Genomic DNA, 17,564 nt, shown 5'->3' on the forward strand with positions numbered 1-17,564 from the left:
ATGGTAAAAATTGCTATTGACGCAATGGGCGGGGACTTTGGTCCCGAGCCGATTGTAAACGGATGCATAAAAGCACTCAAAAAGAAAAGATTCACTCCGATACTTGTAGGAAATAAATCAGAAATTTTACCTCTGTTACCAAAACGTTATAGAGATAAGATTTTAATTGTCGAGTCTCAGGATATCATTGCAATGAGTGATGCTGCAACAGATGCAGTAAAACGCAAAGAGAGCAGTATCTATAAAGCTGTGGATTTAGTTAGAGACGGTCAGGCAGACGGTGTGGTTTCAGCCGGACACAGTGGTGCCACAATGACACTTGCCACTTTAAGACTTGGTCGCCTGCAGGGTGTTTCCCGTCCTGCACTTGTCACATTGATGCCAACAAAAACAGGGCGTCGTTCTGTTCTTTTGGATGTGGGGGCAAATGTAGATTCCAAACCTGAGCATTTGGCAGAATTTGCTGTTATGGGCGGTTGTTATGCAGAAGATGTTTTAGGTATAGCAGAGCCGAGTATCGGGCTTTTAGCCAATGGTGAAGAAGACTCCAAAGGGAACGAAGTCACAAAAGCAGCCTTCAAAATTTTAGAAGGTTACAAAGGCTTTAAAGGAAATGTCGAAGGCGGTGATATTTTTAACGGAAGCTGTGATGTTATTACATGTGACGGCTTTGTAGGAAATCTGGTCCTTAAAACAAGTGAAGGTGTTGCCTCTACAATCTCACAACTGATTAAAGACTATATAAAAAAATCTCCTATTCGCATTACCGGCGCACTGTTAATGAGAAAAGTTTTCAAACTTTTAAAAAAAGAGATAGATTATGCCGAGATAGGAGGAGCTCCTCTTATCGGTATAAAAGGCTGTGCAATTGTCAGTCATGGAAAAAGTAATGCCAGGGCAATTGAAAATGCAATTTATCAGGCTATTGATTATGTCGATACCGGCGTTAACAGACATATTATTGCAAGGCTTCAAGAGTTAAAACAAAAGGATATCTAAATGGCTTACGCTGCATTTCGCTCTATTGGTGCCTATGTGCCCGAAAAAATACTTACAAATGAAGAACTCTCTCATATGGTGGACACTTCAGATGAATGGATTACCAAAAGAACGGGAATTAAAGAGCGTCACATTGCTGCTAAAGATGAATTTACAAGTGATTTAGGTGCAAAAGCCGCGCAAAAAGCCTTAGAGCGAAGCGGTATAGAGAGCTCTGAGATAGATATGGTAATAACCGCTACAATTTCACCCGACTACTTTTGTATGCCATCAACCGCAACAGTCATTGCTACAAAACTGGGTATCAAAAATGCCACTGCTTTTGACATTTCTGCAGCGTGCACAGGCTTTATCTATGTTTTGGCAATAGCAAAAGCATTTATAGAATCAGGGATGAAAAAAAACATTTTAATCATCGGTGCGGAAAAACTCTCTGCTATTACAGATTACAGTGACCGCGGTACATGTATACTCTTTGGTGACGGTGCAGGGGCTGCTGTAATTTCTGCAACAGATGATAAAAGTGAAGCTATTATAGATGTACATACAGGTGCTGACGGTCAATATGCAGATTTGCTAATGACACCAAACGGCGGCAGCGGTTCTGCACATGATGCACTTGAAAGTGAAGCGGGAAGCTGTTTTATGCAGATGAAAGGCAATGAAACTTTTAAAGTAGCTGTGCGTACGCTGACAAAAGATGTTAAAGAAATTTTAGAAGAAAATAACATAAAAAGTGAAAATATCAAACATTTTATTCCGCATCAGGCAAATTTGAGAATTATCAAAGCTGTTGGCGAAGCTTTAAAAATGAGAGATGATCAGGTCGTAATCACTGTACAAAAGTATGGAAATACTTCAGGAGCTTCCATTCCGATGGCTATTAATGATCTGTATGAATCAGGGGAACTTGAGCCTGGTGAGCTGATGCTGCTTGACGCCTTTGGCGGAGGATTAACCTGGGGAAGCGCCCTTATCCCTTTTTCACCACTCAAGTAACATTTTTATCCAATTTCTGCGTTGGATAATAATATCTTTTCGTCACTTACTATAGTAAGCTCCTCAAATATATTTATATCCGCCTTGAACTAGAATAAAAATGAGAACTTGAGAGGCGAAAAATATTTTTTTTGCTTCTCAATTGCCAACTATTTCGGAACCCGTACTTTAGTGCGGGCGAGAGTGGCAGAAAAACGCCAATAGCCGGCACTAAAGTACCGGTTCCGATGATATTTTGTTAAAATGCTAAAGCACCGTTTCTAAAAGAGCACGTAGGCTAGGTTTTAACCCAGGCTGATTTGTTTTAAAGCTACAACAACTCTTTTATAAAATTCTGCTTCATCCGGCAGGTTTAAAACAGCATCTCTTAGCTTTTCACCCCACATCGGATTAGGAAAGCAGCTGTCATTTTCAAATCTTGCCATTACATGTAAATGGACGCGCGGAAGCATATTTGCGAAGGAAGCCATATTTATTTTGGAAGGTTTGTAATATTTTTTCATTTCATCTTCGATGATATCAAAGATTTCAAAGAGCTGCAGGCGCAGCTCTTTTGGCATGTCTCCAAGCTCTTTGTAAGGCTTTTTTGTGAAGATTTTGAGCCAGGGAATTTCACTCTCTTCTTTTTCTATAAAAAAGTTTTCATCTTCATAAATGATGAGAGTGTCCATAAAAACTAGTCTCTGTTTCGGTTTCTGTTTGAAGAACTTCTGCTGCCTCTGTATCCGCCGCCGTCACGGTTTCTTTCGCCGCCCGAACGGTTTCTGTCTCCGCCTGAACGGTTACGGCTGTTTCCGCGGAAGCCGCCACGGCCTCTGCCGCCTTTTCCTCGACTGTCATTGCGTTTTCCGGCACGTTCCAGGATAGCAGCAAGTTTGTCAGCAGGAATACCGATATTGCTTGGCCCTTTTATATCCTGTCTGTCCAGGATCATAGAGATGAGTTTGAACATGATTTTTTCTTCGTCTATATCTTCTTTGAGACGGTCAAGAATTTTATGTGCCTCATCATATATTTTTTGGTCTTCAATTGTTTTGACCATTTTTTCCACAGTAGATTCACGCAAATCATTTTTGCTTGGCACGAATGCATGATTCATTGAGGTACCGACTTTTTGTTTGATACGCTGCAGTTCTTTAAACTCCAAAGGTGTCAACAGTGTGATAGCCTTTCCTTTTGTTCCTGCACGTCCTGTTCTCCCGATACGGTGAACATAAGACTCAGGATCAAAAGGAATATGATAGTTGAATACATGAGAAATATTGCTTACATGTATACCGCGGGCAGCCACATCGGTTGCCACAAGGACTTTGACAGAGTCGTTTTTGAAACCTTTGATAACAGTCTCACGCTGACGCTGCTCCATGTCACCGTGCAGACCGTTCGCCAGATATCCTGCATTTGAAAGAACATTGCTTAATCTGTCAACTTCTGATTTTGTTCTACAAAAGACAACTGATTTTGTACTGTTTTCAGCATCCATAAGGCGAATAATCGCATCATCTCTTTCGTGCTCATCAATGACATAATACTCCTGTTCGATATCGGCATTTGTTGTCTCCCCTTTTGTGATAGAGACAAAAGCAGGGTCTTTTAAAATCTTGTTTGCAAGATTTTTAATCGGCTGCGGCATAGTTGCCGAGAAAAGCAGAGTCTGTCTGTCTGTCGGAAGATAAGAGAAAATTTCAGTGATGTCATCCAAAAATCCCATGTCAAGCATCTCATCTGCCTCATCAAGTACAACGACACTCGGTGCAAAATTGTTGAGCATATTTCTTTTTAAGAGATCGAGCATTCTTCCGGGTGTTGCTACGACAACACTTGCACCGCGACCGATAAGGTCAAGTTGGCGCTTATAAGAGCTTCCCCCGTATACGGTAACTGTCTTTACATTCAGATTACGGCCATATTTGAATATTTCATCACTAACCTGTGTTGCGAGTTCCCGTGTTGGTGTGATGACAAGCATCTCCACTTTGCCGTTGAGTTTCATGTTTGAAAGAACAGGAAGTGAAAAAGCTGCTGTTTTTCCTGTACCCGTGTGTGCCTGACCGACCATATCACGGCCTTCAAGTATGATAGGAATTGCCTGTTCCTGAATAGGAGAGGGGACTGTAAAGCCGGCGAATTTAACACTTTTAAGTATTTCTGGTTTTAGGTTTAACGAATCAAATGTGATTGTAGGTTCTTCTGTAGTTGTTGTTTGTGTTTCTTGTGCAGTTTCTTGCATCATTATCCTTTTTTAACAGGCTTTTGAAGCCTTTTTATACATAAGGAGATGACGCAAGTTCTACTAAAATTTCCACTTTAAGTCTATCAGGGCATCTTCCCCTTAAAATATTTATGGAATTATAGCTAAATTTTTTAATATTTACAGTAAAGTTGCAAATATTTTTAATTACTTAAGTTTATAATGCTACAAAAGAGCAGGTAAATTTTTTTGTAGTCTGGTCTGGAATGATAAAAGAGCGCTCATAGTCGGCACTAAAGTACCGATTCCGAGAAGTTTCTCAGCAGTTTTTTGCTTAACTTAACGGCATTGAGACTTCAAGTCTGGGCAAAATCCAGTATAATACACAAAAGAAAATTATAGAAGGTTTTATATGAATGAAAACATCTCTTTAGTCGTTATTGCTTTTTTGCTCCTCTCATTTTTACTGGTTTTATATTTTTATTTAAAAGAAAAAAACACGAACAAACGTTTACATGTAAAGGCAGAAGAGTTACAAAGCAGTTATTTTACACTCAATGGTTCGTATGAACAGCTAAAAGAAGACTATAATGCGTTGGAGATTGAATATGCGGTTTTAAATGCGAGATACAATGATGAGATGAAAGCATCGGCTGAGAAATTGGAAGTTTTACAAAAAGCAAAAGAAGAACTTTCACAGGAATTTAAAATTTTGGCAAATAAAATATTTGAAGACAAGTCAAAACAGTTCAGCAGTGCAAACAAAGAGCAGCTGGAACTGCTTTTAAAACCTTTTCGCGAGCAGATAACAAATTTTTCAAAAGAGGCAAGAGAACAGTTTGAAGTGGAACTCAAAGACCGCCATTTGCTCAAAGATGAACTGCATCGCCTGAAAATGATGAATGAAACACTGGCACAAGAAGCGCTCAACCTGACCAATGCCCTCAAAGGCGAGAACAAAACGCAGGGAAACTGGGGTGAACTGGTTTTAGAAAATATCTTGGAACAATCCGGTCTGCGTGATGGGGTTGAGTATGAACTTCAGGCCACACTCAAGTCAAACGAGGGTAAAACATACCGACCCGATGTCATAATACATATGCCGCAAAAGCGAGATATTATAGTGGATTCCAAGGTCTCACTAACTGCGTATGAACGGTTTGTCAATGCGGATGAGCCTGAAGAAAAAGCAAAAGCCTTAAAAGAGCATATTGCAAGTATCTCTTCACATATAAAAGAGCTGAGTGCAAAAAACTATGAAAAACTTGAAGGGGTCAATACGCTTGATTTTGTTCTGCTTTTTATGCCGATTGAAGGGGCTTTTTTACTGGCACTTGAACAAGACGGTGAATTTTTCAAGCGTGCCTATGAAAACAATATTTTAGTCGTATCTCCTTCTACGCTGCTTGTAACGCTCAGAACCATAGAGCACATCTGGCGAACGCAAAGACAGGAAGAACATGCAAAAAAGATAGCCGCAGAAGCAGAAGCGATGTATGACAAACTTGTATTATTTGTTGAAGAGATGAAACACATAGGAGCCTACCTGCAAAAAACACAGGACTCTTATGACAAGGCGATGAACAGACTCAGCACGGGACGCGGCAATGTTATCAAAAGAGCGCAAAATATGAAAGCACTGGGATTAAAGCCGAAAAAAGAGTTGCCGCTCAAGAGTGAAGATGATGGAGACGATACATGAAAATAGAGACAAGGTACAATTATGAAAAGAGCTGGACGCTGACATCTGAGAAGGATATTTTAAAAATAATAGAAGAAGAAATAGGCAATGATGATGTAGAGGGTGTTTTTGCTTATATAAAAGAGGCTGTGAAAAAGGGTAAGGTAATAAGTGTCGGTTCATGCAAATTTAAAATAACAGAGAAAAAGGGATAAAATGTTTCAAAATCAGGATATTGCAAAACTGCTGTTGCGAATAAGTTTGGGTGTGTTGATCCTGTTTCACGGAATTCACAAAGTCATACATGGTATAGGCGGTGTTAAAAGTCTGGTTGTCAGTGCGGGATTGCCTGAGTTTTTAGCCTATGGCGTCTACTTTGGGGAGTTGATAGCGCCAATTTTTATTATTTTAGGGCTCTATGCCAGAGTGGCGGCGACTGCCTTGGTTGTGAATATGTTTGCGGCAATCTATTTGGCATATGGATTTTCACTGACACTTTCAAAGTTTGGAGGTTTGTCCTGGGAGACACCGTTGCTTTATCTGATACTGTCTCTGCTTGTCATACTTCTTGGAAGCGGAAAATACGCTGTAAATTCCAAATAGAAAATGGAGATTTTAAAGCTTAAAGCCCGCACTGAAGTACGGGTTCCGAAAAGTTCCTTAGTTTAATGGCATTCAGACTGAAATATATGCTGCAAAAAATTTATAAGCTGACATGGCAAACTTACATTTTAAGCACCCTTGGAACCCGTACTTCAGTGCGGGCTTGTGTCTTTAAAGCCTGATGCTTAGGGATGTTTTACCTTTATAGTAGAATTCAAACTCCAGCCGATAAGCAACATACAAACGATAACTCCGTATGCCGGTAAAATATTGTAAGTATTTAACAAATAGACAAGCCAGAGCAGAATTGCTCCAAGCGGCGTCGGCACACCCGTAAAATATTTATCAACCGCACCGGCGTCGGTATGCAAATTGAAATGGATAAGACGGCGCAGCCCTGATATCACATAGTAGATACTTGCAATTGCCGCAAGAATAAACCACAACCCATGCAAAGAAGGTGCATATGCGGCTTGAAATATCAAAAAGACAGGAACGAGAACAAAACTTAAAAAATCTGCAAAGCTGTCAAGCTGTACCCCAAACTCATTGGAGAGTTTATACTTTCTTGCAATTTTTCCGTCAAATATATCAAAAGCACCGCCAATCCATGCCAAAACTATCGCCAAAGTAAAATTGTTCTGTGTGATAAAATAGGTTGCAAGGAGTCCTGCTGTGATGTTGACAAAGGTAAACACATTTGCGAGATTAAAGTGAGAAGAGGGTGTCCATAAAAATTTCATATAAATAGCTGCCTTTGTAAAATATAAATGCAATTATAGCAAAATCATATTAAACAGAATAGAAAGATATGATAAATATTATCAATATCATTAAGCTTACTGTAAGTAGAACTGAATTATTATTGCATATCAAAATCATAAATAGGAATTTTATGCTAAAAATTATTAGACTCAGTATATTATATTTTTCTTTTACAGCATTGCTGAGTGCTGCCGAACAAACATCAGTCAATGAGAAACGTCTTCACTCTGTAAGAAAAAATATAGACAAAGAGGCCTTGATGCAGGTGAGAAAAGTTTCTCCAATAAATAATATTGAACACATGTTTGAAGATGCCAGAGTCTCAGGTCAGCTTAGGATTATGTTTGCCGGATATGAGCAAAAAGAACAAAATGTGGCGAATAATTATGCGACTGCACTTGGCGGAAAGTTAAAGTATGAGTTGGCAGAACTGCAGGGTTTTAATGCGGGTGCGGCTGTTTACATATCACATGATCTAGGCTTTGCAACAGGTGAGGGAACTCGGCACAACAGTGAACTCTCTTCAAGTGACGGCAGTTATACGCAGCTTGCCGAAGCATATATAAATTATAAATATAAAGCATTTAACATAAGGGCAGGACGCCAGATTTTAGACACTCCACTGGCTGACAGTGATGATATCCGTATGATAAGTAATACTTTTGAAGCGTATGTTGCATCTTATTCGGATGGCGGGTTAGAGATGATGGCCGGAAATATTCAGTCATGGCAGGGAGTTGATGCCGGACTGGATACTCCATGGGAAAAAACGGGTAGCCGAGGGACAAATTTTGGCGGGCTAAGCTATCATAATGTATGGGAATTAAATCTTTGGGTTTATAATATTACAGATGTAACAAATGCATTTTACCTCGATGGAGGGATTCAGTACCATTTTAATGAGGATATGATCCTTCACTGTGTTTTGCAGTATTTAAATGAAAAAGAGTTGGCTTCAAGTGCTTATGACACTACGATTTATGGCGGGTTGTTTGAATTTGTAGTAAAGGGAATCAGTTTGAGTATTGCCTATGACAAATCTTTAAACGACCCTGCCACAGCAAGTTTTAGCGGATTTGGCGGAGGAACACTTTTTAGCAGTATGGATACACTCATATTGGATGATATTGCGGATGACAGGGATGCGCATGCTTTGGTATCCTCAATTGGTTATACAACAGAGATTTTTACTCTTTTGTATGCCTATGGTGATTTTAAAGGAAATGCAAACAGTTTGGGTGAGAAAGCACATATAATAGAACAAGATGTAAGTTTAGAGTATAATATAGATAATGAATTATTGTTTGCATGTGTATACAGTATGCAAAAAGATAAAGAAAACTCTGTAAATACAGACCATGACTGGAATCGTGTTCAGTTTATGCTTAATTATAATTTTTAAAAGAGACAAAGTGAATAAAATGAAAAAATTAATAGACTGTGAAAAAGGCGAAAAAGTAAAGGTTTTAAAGTTGGCGACAAATTATGATTTAAAACAAAGACTTATCTCCTTTGGCATTATGAAAGATACACAACTGCAGGTACTAGAGCATGCCCCGCGAAAAAAAACAATAGAAGTAAAAGTAGGAAAAATGCGAATTGCCTTACGTGCCGAAGAAGCAGAACTTATTGAGGTTGAAACAATATGAATGAAGAAACAAAAGTATGCCCGATTATTGCCAATCATATTAAAGTAGCACTTGTGGGACAGCCGAATGTCGGTAAAAGTATGCTGATTAACTCTGTCTCCAATGCCCACTTGCATGTAGGAAACTTTTCCGGTGTGACAGTGGATAAAACAGAGGTGTTGTTTGATTATAAACATTATCATTTTACTGTTGTTGATTTGCCCGGAACCTACGCATTTACGGACTATACAATAGAAGAGAGAGTCACAAGAGATTATCTTTGCGCGGAAGACTATGATATTATTATCAATGTTGTAGACTCTACAAATCTGGAAAAAAATCTCCAACTCACAGCAGAACTTTTTACGATGAGTAAAAAGATGGTCATTGCCCTGAACATGAGTGACGAAGCGGATAAAGAGGGCATAGAGATAAATGCCGAGTATATGTCCGAACTGCTCAATGTCCCCTGTGTAAAAGTTTCAGCAGCACAAAAAACAGGGATAGAAGAGTTGATAAACATGGTTGTTGATGTGCATGAAAAGCCCAAACTTGAACCGAAGCTTGTATTTAGCGAACCGGTTGAAGAAGAGATACAAAAGATAGTCTCTTATCTGAAAAAACACAAATATGAAGCAAAAAACAGTTATAGAAATATTGCAATAAATCTTTTAAAGGAAAACAGAAAAACTTATGAAAAACTGCATGATGATCCTATTTGGATAGAGTTGCAGCCTATTTTGATAGAAGCGTCCAAACATATAGAACTGCACCATGATACAGATGACATCAAGGAAGCTTTTGCCGAAGAATATGCCTCTTTTAACCGAGGTATTGTTGCTGAAGTCGTGAAAGTAACAAAACAGGAAAAAGAGAAAAAGACAATTACGGAAAAGATCGATTCTGTTTTGATTCATCCTTTATACGGTATTCCTATATTTTTGTTTTTAATGTGGGGGCTTTTTCAGCTTACCTTTGTACTGGGTGCAGTACCTATGGAGTGGATTGACGGATTTTTTGGTTGGTTTGGAGATGCCATCGGTGCAACAATCACTAATGAGGATATACGTTCTTTGGTTGTTGACGGGCTTATTGCGGGAGTGGGAGCGGTTGTGCTTTTTACACCGAATATCATTATCCTCTTTATAGGGATAGCCTTGCTTGAGAGTACCGGTTACATGTCACGGGTCGCTTTTTTGCTCGATGGATTTTTCCATAAATTTGGTTTGCACGGACAGAGTTTTATTCCTTTGGTAACCGGTTTTGGATGTTCCATTCCGGCTTATATGAGTGCGAGAATCCTCAAAAATGACAGAGACAGACTGCTCACACTTTTTATCATCAGTTTTATGTCCTGTGGGGCAAGACTGCCTGTATATGTGCTTTTTGCCGGAGCATTTTTCAGTGAATCGATTGCAGGCAATGTTCTTTTTGCTATCTATATTACAGGTGCAATGCTCGGGCTGATTGCTGCCAAAATTTTAAAAATTACGGCTTTTAAAGGGGTAGATGAACCTTTTGTTATGGAGATGCCAAAGTACCGTTTGCCATCTTTCAAGCTTGTATGGCATACGGTAGTTTCAAAAACACTGATGTATCTGAAAAAAGCGGGGACTTTTATTGCCGGAGCTACCATACTTATCTGGTTTTTAAGTAATTATCCACACAATACGGAGTTAGAAAAAAAATATGAAGTAAAAATAGAACAGGCACAAACAGCAGAGGCAAAAGCAAAACTGACAAACGAATTTGCAAGTAAAAATTTACAACAGAGCTATTTGGGACGAATCGGTGCATTTTCCGAGCCGCTTTTTCGTCCGCTTGGACTGGATTGGAAAATGGCGGTGGCACTTGAAACCGGCTTGGCGGCAAAAGAGGTCATTGTTTCAACACTGGGTGTATTGTATGCACTTGGTGAAAATGTCGATGAGACAACCTATTCGCTAAAAGATGCCATCAGCAAAAATATCTCTTTTGCATCAGCTGTAGCGTTTATAGTGATAATCATGGTATATCTTCCGTGTTTTGCCGCTTCTGTCGTATTTACCCGTGAAGCAGGCGGCTTGAAGTATTTCTTTTATCTGTTGGCATTTACGAGTATTACGGCATATGTTCTTGCTTTTTTAGCATATCATATAACACTCTTACTGGGTTATTAACCCATTATTAGATTAGATTGGTTAAAATAAATTATGCAAAAAATATTAATGATTGAAGATGACTTGGAACTGGCAGAGATACTTACAGAGTATCTCGAACAATTTGAGTTTGAGGTTGTCACTGAAGACGACCCTTTTAAAGCAGTAAGTATATTAAAGTTAGAGCCTTTTGACTTGGTTATACTGGACTTGACATTGCCGGGTATGGACGGGCTGGAAGTTTGTGAAGCAATTCGTGAACGCCAGGATATTCCTATAATCATTTCAAGTGCGAGAAGTGATGTGACAGACAAGATAAAAGCACTGGAACTCGGTGCGGATGATTACTTGCCAAAACCGTATGACCCGAGAGAACTTGAGGCAAGGATTCACTCAGTACTGCGTCGTTATGAAGCAAAAAGTGAAGAAAAAGCAGAATCAAAAAGTGATTTCAAATGCGATAAAGAGACGATGACCATTACCTATAAAGGTCGCAAGATTGAGTTGACAAATGCAGAATTTGGAATATTGTCTTATATGATAAGCAAACAGGGTCTGGTTGTGTCTCGTGAAGATTTGATTCATAATGTCAATGCCATTAATGAAGACTCATCCAACAAAAGTATAGATGTAATGGTCGGACGCATCAGAAACAAGCTCGGAGACAAATCCCTCATAGAGTCTGTCCGTGGTGTAGGATACAAGCTCCTCAAATGATCAAACGTCATGCTGTTTTATTTACGGTACTTTTTGCACTTGTTGTCTCTTTGACAAGTCTGAGTGCAATCTTTTGGGAGTTTTACAAACTTAACAAAGAACAGTATATAAACCACATTTTTACAAAATACTCAGTAATCACCCAAATATACCGTGAACATCAGCAGCGCCAGAGTTCAGAGATTATGCTTGAGGCAAATCTGGCTGTGTATAATCTTGAAGTCACCAAAGATGAAAAACTGAAAAAAGAGATATTTGAAAAAGGAAAAGTTCTCAAAAGAGAGGGATTTAAAAGTTTTAAAACCTCCTTGCTTATCAATGACAAAGGGTTATATACGAAAAATATCGTAACAAATCTCAGAGCGACTATGATTCAGTATAAAAGAAATATATACTTTCATATAGAAACACCAAGTGGTGATATCCTGATCAAAGACAACGATTTAAAACCTTATAGCTATATTAATCTGCTCTATTCCTATATTACAATATTTATGATTATCAGTCTCTCTTTTATTCTGATACTTCAAAGACTGCGTCCTTTAATCAGATTGAGAAAAAAGATTGAATTGTACGGTAACGGAAATATGGACATTTCTTTTAAAACAAACCGTGAAGATGAAATCGGTGCAGTTGCCAATGAACTTGAAAATGCACGACAGAAAATAAATACTGTGTTGGAATCCCGTACACTCTTTTTAAGAAATTTGATGCATGAGTTGAAAACGCCTATAGCCAAAGGGACTATCGCCACACAGATGCTTGATTCGCAAAAACAAAAAGACAGATTCAGCTCTATTTTTAAACGCCTGGAGACACTTGTAACTGAATTTGCAATGATAGAAGAGGTGACAAGTCTGAGCGATAAAAAAGATTTTTCCGAGTACAGGCTGCTTGATGTAATTGATGGAGCTATAGATATGGCTATGGTTGACAAAGAACATGTCACAGTAAAAATCAGCGGAAAAATAAAAGTACATGTAAACTACAGACTTTATACGACAGCTATTAAAAATATGATTGACAATGCAATGAAATATGCTACCGATTCGCATATTACAATTCGTATGAATGACAAAAACGAACTTTGTTTTGAAAGCAAAGGTGCATGCCTTTCGCATCCTCTACAGTATTACATAGAGCCTTTTACAAAAGACAACCCATCGAAAAACAGCTTTGGATTAGGACTGTATCTTGTTGACTCTATCCTTAAAGCACATGGGCAGGTTTTGGCGCATGAGTATGAAAACGGAGTCAACCGTTTTATATTTGCATAAGTTTAAAAATGTAAACTAATGCAATGAATAGATACATGTACAGCTTCATATTACTTGTTTTTGCACTCTCTTTTTTTGCATTTGGCTGGGTGAGCCATACTGCCTATGTGCCCTATGAAAAAGAGCAGGAGCAAACACTGCTTGATACAATTCGCGAAAACAAAACTTTAAACGTTGTTCTGCTCAATGCTCCTTCGACCTACTATATAGGTCCGGATGGTCCACAGGGTTTTGAATATGATTTGTTACAGTCATATGCAGAACATTTGGGAGTGGATTTAAACATTACAACAGCACATACTGTCAAAGAAGCGATAGCACTCTCCAAAAATCCAAATATTCATATCACATCTGCATCTTTGTCAAAAACACCACACAGAGAAAAAAAATTTCACTTTGGACCTTCGTATTTTGAAGTCGAAGAGCAGGTGATTTGTAACAGAGGAATGTTACGCGGATCAAATTTTCCAAGAAATGTGGAGGAGTTGGCAGGATTAAATATTATGGTAGGTGCTGATACGAGTTACAGCGAAACGATAAAATCACTGCAGGCAGACGGATATGAAATAAATGCAACGACAACTTCAGAATACTCAACAGAAGAGTTACTTGAAAAAGTTGCCAAACATGAGATAGACTGCACAATAGCGGATTCAAATATCTATGCACTTAATTTGCGGTATTTTCCTGAAATAGCACTTGCTTTTTCCATCAGTAAAAGAGAACAGTTGGCATGGCTGCTCCCAAAAAATGCAAAAGAGCTAGAAGCTGATATGTATGCCTGGCTCAATGATTATAACCAAAAAGGCAAGATGACACAGCTTAAAGACCACTATTACAGCTATATTCTTTTCTTTGATTATTATAATACAAAAATGTTTTACAAAAGAATGAAAAGCAGACTGCCAAAGTATGAAAAATATTTTAAGTATGCTGCAAAAAGATTTGACATTCCGTGGACACTGTTGGCATCTGTTTCGTATCAAGAATCACACTGGAATGCAAAAGCCAAAAGTTTTACAGGTGTTCGCGGGTTGATGATGCTGACACAACGTACAGCAAAGATGTTAGGTGTGAAAAACAGATTGAATCCGAAAGAGAGTGTAATTGGCGGAACACGGCATTTAAAACAGATGATAAAATTTGTTCCCAAAGAGGTAGAAGGGGAGAACAGACTAAAATTTGCCCTGGCTGCTTACAATATAGGTATGGGACATATAAAAGATGCGCAAAAGCTTGCAAAAAAACTGGGACTTAATCCAAATGTCTGGAGTGATTTGAAAATAGTACTGCCTCTGCTCTCGCAAAAAAAGTATTACAGAACTTTAAAATACGGATATGCAAGAGGGGCAGAGCCTGTCAAATATGTTGAGTCCATCTATAACTATAAAGATATTTTAGATAAACAAAACAAGGTGTTGAAAACTGATCTAGTGACTTCCAAGCTCCCCTAAAAATGTTTCCATATCATACTTTGTTCTGTATTCCGGAGTCATGATGTGAATAAGTATATCACCCAAATCAACAACAATCCAGTCACCGCTTTCATCTACATTGTTAAAATGTTCGGCAGGTTTGAGTTCATTTTTCAAATGGTCCAAAAGGGCAGTGGTGTGTTTTTGTCCAAGAGAAGAGGCTATAACCGCATAATCAACGAAATAGTTTTTGTCACGGAGATCAAAAACCTCTATGGATTCCGCTTTGTTTTTATCGAGTGTGTTTACTATGTTTTGTATTCTGTCTTGCATTGTGTTCCTTGTAATATTGTGTTATTTCATCTCTGACTTTTTTTGGTATTTTTGAACTGTCAAAATTTTCTCTTAACATAGATGAAGATATGTCTTCATCTATGTTAAGCTGAATGAAATCTTTTGGTACTTTTATACTGTCTCTTGTGACAATTATAAAAGTTACCAGTTTTTTCAGTTCATCATAAGCATACCATTGATGCAGTGATTTTAAATTATCTGCACCGATAACCAAATAAATTTTGTCATAACTATCCAGCAAATGTTTGACTGTCGCAACTGTCGGCACTTTTTTTTTCAAGTCGACCTCATATGAACTGACTTCCACATCTTTATAAGATGAAAAAATATCTCTCAGCCATTGCAGCCGTAACTCAGCCGGAGCAGTAAAAGTTTTTTTAAACGGATTTAAAAAAGTAGGCATTACCACTACTTTGTCAATAAAGTCCAGTTCGCCCAAAGCCTTGACTATTGCCTCATGTGCGATGTGTGGAGGGTCAAATGAACCTCCGTAAAGTGCTATCGTTTTCATTTAATGCGAATTATAACTAATTTTGGATAAAATTACCCAATTATTTTATATTAGGAACTATAATGGCACTAAAAATAGCAATTAACGGATTTGGTAGAATAGGTCGTTGTGTGGCACGTATTGCACACAAAAGAGATGATGTGGAAGTTGTCGCTATAAATGACACTGCAAATATAGATATGATGATCTATCTATTGAAAAATGACTCTGTTCACGGAACATTTGAGAGTGAAGTTGTGCAGCTTGATGATGAAAACATTGCAATTGACGGGAAAAAAATAAGAGTTTTTTCTGATCGTGATCCAAAAAACCTGAAGTTTGCCGAATGTGGCGCTGATATGGTTTTGGAGTGTACCGGTGTCTTTTTGACACAGGAGTCCGCGCAGGTGCATATTGACAACGGCGTGCAAAAAGTTCTTTTTTCTGCTCCTGCGAAAGACAAAGCAACACCGACATTTGTGATGGGTGTCAATGAAGAAAAATATGCGGGACAAAAGATCGTTTCAAATGCCTCTTGTACAACAAACTGTCTGGGTCCTGTTGCCCGTGTTCTTGATGATGCATTCGGTATTGAAAAAGGCTTAATGACGACTATCCACTCTTATACCAACGATCAAAATATTTTAGATGTGAAACACAACAAAGACAAACGCCGTGCACGTGCCGGTGCTATAAACATGATTCCTACAACTACGGGCGCAGCAAAAGCCATCAGCCTTGTAATGCCTCAGCTTGAAGGAAAACTGCATGGGCAGTCAGTACGTGTACCGACACCTGATGTTTCTATGGTTGATTTAAATGTTGTCGTTTCCAAAAATACAACAAAAGAAGAAGTGACGGCTGTTTTTAACGAAATGGCAGATACAAGACTCAAAGGGCTTTTGCATATGGATAAAGAGATGCGCGTTTCTCAAGATTTTGTAGGCTCGCAGTTCAGTGCAGTTGTTGCAGAAGATTTGACACAGGTTATCGGGGGTAACATGATAAAAGTTATGGCATGGTATGACAATGAGTGGGGTTATTCGTCACGACTTTTAGATATGGCTCTTCATATTTCAAAATAGGACAAAAAATTTGGAACTATTACACCTTAAAAAATTAGATATAGCAAATAAGAAGGTCTTCATTCGATGTGACTTTAATGTGCCTATGGATGAGTTTGGAAACATTGCAGATGACCGTCGGATTCGTTCTGCTATAGCGACTATCAACTATTGTCTTGATTTGGACTGTGCTGTTATATTGGCATCTCATCTTGGTCGTCCGAAAGGAGAAGTTGTAGAAAAATACTCTTTGGCTCCTGTCGCAAGGCGTTTACAGCAACTTTTAAAGCGTCATGTAGCGTTGGCAAAAGATGTTGTCGGTGAAGATGCTATGCAAAAAGCAAAAGATTTGCCCCGGCATGAGGTACTTTTGCTTGAAAATTTGCGCTTCGAGCCGGGGGAGACAAAAGATGATGCGGAGTTGTCAAAAAAGCTTGCATCAATGGCAGAGTTTTATATCAACGATGCTTTTGGTGTCAGTCACCGAGCGCATGCATCTGTACACGGCATTACAAAGTTTTTTGACAATGAGCACAAAGCAGCCGGCTTTTTGCTTGAGCGTGAGATTCAGTACTTTTCAAAACTTATGAACAATCCTGTCCGTCCGTTTGCTGCTATTATCGGTGGAAGCAAGGTTTCAGGTAAACTTGAAGCACTTGTAAATCTACTGCCTAGAGTTGACAAAGTATTCATCGGCGGAGGCATGGCTTTTACATTTTTAAAACAGATGGGTTATGAAATAGGCGCTTCTCTTGTGGAAGATGACTTACTGGAAGAAGCACAAAATATTATGGATGAAGCAAAAAGACTGGGTGTGAAATTCTATCTGCCAGTGGATGTTATAGCAGCAGAAAAATTTTCTGAAGATGCTGTCAGTAAAATTGTCACAGTGCAAGAGATTCCACAAAAATGGATGGGACTTGACATCGGTCCTGCAACTGTAAGACTGTACAGAGAGGCGCTCAATGATGTCCAGACAGTACTGTGGAATGGACCTATGGGCGTCTATGAAATGGAAAAATTTGCCAGAGGTTCTTCAAAAATAGCACATTTTGTAGCAGATACCTATGCCACGACAGTCGTAGGCGGTGGTGATACTGCTGATTTGGTAAAAAGAGTGGGCGTTGATGAAGACATCAGCTTTATCTCTACAGGCGGCGGTGCTTCATTGGAGTTGCTTGAGGGCAAGGTTCTTCCGGGTGTACAACCTTTGATGGTAGAAACTACAGATAAAAAGGACTAA

General features: G+C 38.7%; 18 protein-coding genes. 13 read left to right on the plus strand and 5 right to left on the minus strand.

The window, feature by feature from the left end:
* Together plsX and MNY28_RS07290 are read left to right on the plus strand one after the other, a co-directional pair.
* The gene (gene plsX, locus MNY28_RS07285; protein ID WP_151900977.1) at positions 1–999 is read left to right on the plus strand and encodes a phosphate acyltransferase PlsX; all 999 of its coding nucleotides are present in this window, start codon (positions 1–3) and stop codon (positions 997–999) included.
* On the plus strand, positions 1,000–1,998 hold the full coding sequence (locus MNY28_RS07290; RefSeq protein ID WP_151900976.1) for a beta-ketoacyl-ACP synthase III: 999 nt from the start codon (positions 1,000–1,002) through the stop codon (positions 1,996–1,998).
* 284 nt (positions 1,999–2,282) lie between these two features.
* Here the strand turns inward: MNY28_RS07290 and MNY28_RS07295 are convergent, their stop codons facing one another.
* Both MNY28_RS07295 and MNY28_RS07300 read right to left on the minus strand, forming a co-directional pair.
* Positions 2,283–2,669: an HIT family protein gene (locus MNY28_RS07295; protein ID WP_151900974.1), complete on the minus strand. Its 387-nt coding sequence runs from the start codon at positions 2,667–2,669 to the stop codon at positions 2,283–2,285.
* Between the two features lie 5 nt (positions 2,670–2,674).
* Complete coding sequence (locus MNY28_RS07300; RefSeq protein ID WP_346389371.1) at positions 2,675–4,228, minus strand: DEAD/DEAH box helicase; 1,554 nt, start codon at positions 4,226–4,228, stop codon at positions 2,675–2,677.
* Between the two features lie 373 nt (positions 4,229–4,601).
* On the opposite strand from MNY28_RS07300, the gene MNY28_RS07305 reads away from it, so the two are divergent.
* The 3 genes from MNY28_RS07305 to MNY28_RS07315 are packed head-to-tail and all read left to right on the plus strand — an operon-like array spanning position 4,602 to position 6,473.
* Positions 4,602–5,891, plus strand: a complete 1,290-nt coding sequence (locus MNY28_RS07305; RefSeq protein WP_346389372.1) for a DNA recombination protein RmuC — start codon at positions 4,602–4,604, stop codon at positions 5,889–5,891.
* Positions 5,888–6,085 carry a hypothetical protein gene (locus tag MNY28_RS07310; RefSeq protein ID WP_151900971.1) on the plus strand — a complete coding sequence of 66 codons (198 nt, stop codon included), beginning with the start codon at positions 5,888–5,890 and terminating at the stop codon, positions 6,083–6,085. The genes MNY28_RS07305 and MNY28_RS07310 overlap by 4 nt, the downstream gene beginning before the upstream one ends.
* Before the next feature lies 1 nt (position 6,086).
* Positions 6,087–6,473 carry a DoxX family protein gene (locus MNY28_RS07315; RefSeq protein ID WP_151900970.1) on the plus strand — a complete coding sequence of 129 codons (387 nt, stop codon included), beginning with the start codon at positions 6,087–6,089 and terminating at the stop codon, positions 6,471–6,473.
* Between the two features lie 185 nt (positions 6,474–6,658).
* Here the strand turns inward: MNY28_RS07315 and MNY28_RS07320 are convergent, their stop codons facing one another.
* Positions 6,659–7,216 (minus strand): CDP-alcohol phosphatidyltransferase family protein, encoded by a 558-nt coding sequence (locus tag MNY28_RS07320; RefSeq protein ID WP_346389373.1) that lies wholly within the window; start codon positions 7,214–7,216, stop codon positions 6,659–6,661.
* Positions 7,217–7,368: 152 nt separating this feature from the next.
* On the opposite strand from MNY28_RS07320, the gene MNY28_RS07325 reads away from it, so the two are divergent.
* The 6 genes from MNY28_RS07325 to mltF are packed head-to-tail and all read left to right on the plus strand — an operon-like array spanning position 7,369 to position 14,452.
* Complete coding sequence (locus tag MNY28_RS07325) at positions 7,369–8,640, plus strand: OprD family outer membrane porin (RefSeq protein WP_346389374.1); 1,272 nt, start codon at positions 7,369–7,371, stop codon at positions 8,638–8,640.
* 19 nt (positions 8,641–8,659) lie between these two features.
* Positions 8,660–8,887, plus strand: a complete 228-nt coding sequence (locus tag MNY28_RS07330; RefSeq protein ID WP_151900967.1) for a FeoA family protein — start codon at positions 8,660–8,662, stop codon at positions 8,885–8,887.
* Positions 8,884–11,025, plus strand: coding sequence for a ferrous iron transport protein B (gene feoB, locus MNY28_RS07335; protein WP_346389375.1), 2,142 nt, complete (start codon positions 8,884–8,886; stop codon positions 11,023–11,025). The genes MNY28_RS07330 and feoB overlap by 4 nt, the downstream gene beginning before the upstream one ends.
* Before the next feature lie 33 nt (positions 11,026–11,058).
* On the plus strand, positions 11,059–11,721 hold the full coding sequence (locus tag MNY28_RS07340) for a response regulator transcription factor (protein ID WP_151900965.1): 663 nt from the start codon (positions 11,059–11,061) through the stop codon (positions 11,719–11,721).
* Positions 11,718–12,998 carry an ArsS family sensor histidine kinase gene (locus MNY28_RS07345; RefSeq protein ID WP_188109982.1) on the plus strand — a complete coding sequence of 427 codons (1,281 nt, stop codon included), beginning with the start codon at positions 11,718–11,720 and terminating at the stop codon, positions 12,996–12,998. The genes MNY28_RS07340 and MNY28_RS07345 overlap by 4 nt, the downstream gene beginning before the upstream one ends.
* 23 nt (positions 12,999–13,021) lie before the next feature.
* Complete coding sequence (mltF, locus tag MNY28_RS07350; protein WP_346389376.1) at positions 13,022–14,452, plus strand: membrane-bound lytic murein transglycosylase MltF; 1,431 nt, start codon at positions 13,022–13,024, stop codon at positions 14,450–14,452.
* Here mltF and rsfS read toward each other — a convergent pair.
* Both rsfS and nadD read right to left on the minus strand, forming a co-directional pair.
* A complete protein-coding gene (gene rsfS / locus MNY28_RS07355; RefSeq protein ID WP_151900963.1) occupies positions 14,429–14,746 on the minus strand; it encodes a ribosome silencing factor in 318 nt (105 codons plus the stop codon). The genes mltF and rsfS overlap by 24 nt on opposite strands.
* Positions 14,706–15,278, minus strand: a complete 573-nt coding sequence (gene nadD / locus MNY28_RS07360; protein ID WP_346389377.1) for a nicotinate (nicotinamide) nucleotide adenylyltransferase — start codon at positions 15,276–15,278, stop codon at positions 14,706–14,708. The genes rsfS and nadD overlap by 41 nt, the downstream gene beginning before the upstream one ends.
* A gap of 62 nt (positions 15,279–15,340) precedes the next feature.
* Here nadD and gap point away from each other — a divergent pair, with 62 nt between their 5' ends.
* Positions 15,341–16,342, plus strand: coding sequence for a type I glyceraldehyde-3-phosphate dehydrogenase (gene gap, locus MNY28_RS07365; protein ID WP_346389378.1), 1,002 nt, complete (start codon positions 15,341–15,343; stop codon positions 16,340–16,342).
* Positions 16,343–16,352: 10 nt separating this feature from the next.
* Positions 16,353–17,564 (plus strand): phosphoglycerate kinase, encoded by a 1,212-nt coding sequence (locus MNY28_RS07370; protein ID WP_151900960.1) that lies wholly within the window; start codon positions 16,353–16,355, stop codon positions 17,562–17,564.

Origin of the sequence: Sulfurimonas sp. NWX367, assembly GCF_039667065.1 — a bacterium.
GTDB classification, from domain to species: domain Bacteria; phylum Campylobacterota; class Campylobacteria; order Campylobacterales; family Sulfurimonadaceae; genus Sulfurimonas; species Sulfurimonas hydrogeniphila.

What these genes read in the sequence shown, in the direction of transcription:
- MNY28_RS07310 (WP_151900971.1), top strand. Translation starts at nt 5,888, where the DNA reads ATGAAAATAGAGACAAGGTACAATTATGAAAAGAGCTGGACGCTGACA.
- mltF (WP_346389376.1), top strand. Translation starts at nt 13,022, where the DNA reads ATGAATAGATACATGTACAGCTTCATATTACTTGTTTTTGCACTCTCT.
- gap (WP_346389378.1), top strand. Translation starts at nt 15,341, where the DNA reads ATGGCACTAAAAATAGCAATTAACGGATTTGGTAGAATAGGTCGTTGT.
- MNY28_RS07340 (WP_151900965.1), top strand. Translation starts at nt 11,059, where the DNA reads ATGCAAAAAATATTAATGATTGAAGATGACTTGGAACTGGCAGAGATA.
- MNY28_RS07300 (WP_346389371.1), bottom strand. Translation starts at nt 4,228, where the DNA reads ATGCAAGAAACTGCACAAGAAACACAAACAACAACTACAGAAGAACCT.
- MNY28_RS07295 (WP_151900974.1), bottom strand. Translation starts at nt 2,669, where the DNA reads ATGGACACTCTCATCATTTATGAAGATGAAAACTTTTTTATAGAAAAA.
- plsX (WP_151900977.1), top strand. Translation starts at nt 1, where the DNA reads ATGGTAAAAATTGCTATTGACGCAATGGGCGGGGACTTTGGTCCCGAG.
- MNY28_RS07325 (WP_346389374.1), top strand. Translation starts at nt 7,369, where the DNA reads ATGCTAAAAATTATTAGACTCAGTATATTATATTTTTCTTTTACAGCA.
- nadD (WP_346389377.1), bottom strand. Translation starts at nt 15,278, where the DNA reads ATGAAAACGATAGCACTTTACGGAGGTTCATTTGACCCTCCACACATC.
- MNY28_RS07315 (WP_151900970.1), top strand. Translation starts at nt 6,087, where the DNA reads ATGTTTCAAAATCAGGATATTGCAAAACTGCTGTTGCGAATAAGTTTG.
- rsfS (WP_151900963.1), bottom strand. Translation starts at nt 14,746, where the DNA reads ATGCAAGACAGAATACAAAACATAGTAAACACACTCGATAAAAACAAA.
- MNY28_RS07290 (WP_151900976.1), top strand. Translation starts at nt 1,000, where the DNA reads ATGGCTTACGCTGCATTTCGCTCTATTGGTGCCTATGTGCCCGAAAAA.
- MNY28_RS07345 (WP_188109982.1), top strand. Translation starts at nt 11,718, where the DNA reads ATGATCAAACGTCATGCTGTTTTATTTACGGTACTTTTTGCACTTGTT.
- MNY28_RS07320 (WP_346389373.1), bottom strand. Translation starts at nt 7,216, where the DNA reads ATGAAATTTTTATGGACACCCTCTTCTCACTTTAATCTCGCAAATGTG.
- MNY28_RS07330 (WP_151900967.1), top strand. Translation starts at nt 8,660, where the DNA reads ATGAAAAAATTAATAGACTGTGAAAAAGGCGAAAAAGTAAAGGTTTTA.
- feoB (WP_346389375.1), top strand. Translation starts at nt 8,884, where the DNA reads ATGAATGAAGAAACAAAAGTATGCCCGATTATTGCCAATCATATTAAA.
- MNY28_RS07305 (WP_346389372.1), top strand. Translation starts at nt 4,602, where the DNA reads ATGAATGAAAACATCTCTTTAGTCGTTATTGCTTTTTTGCTCCTCTCA.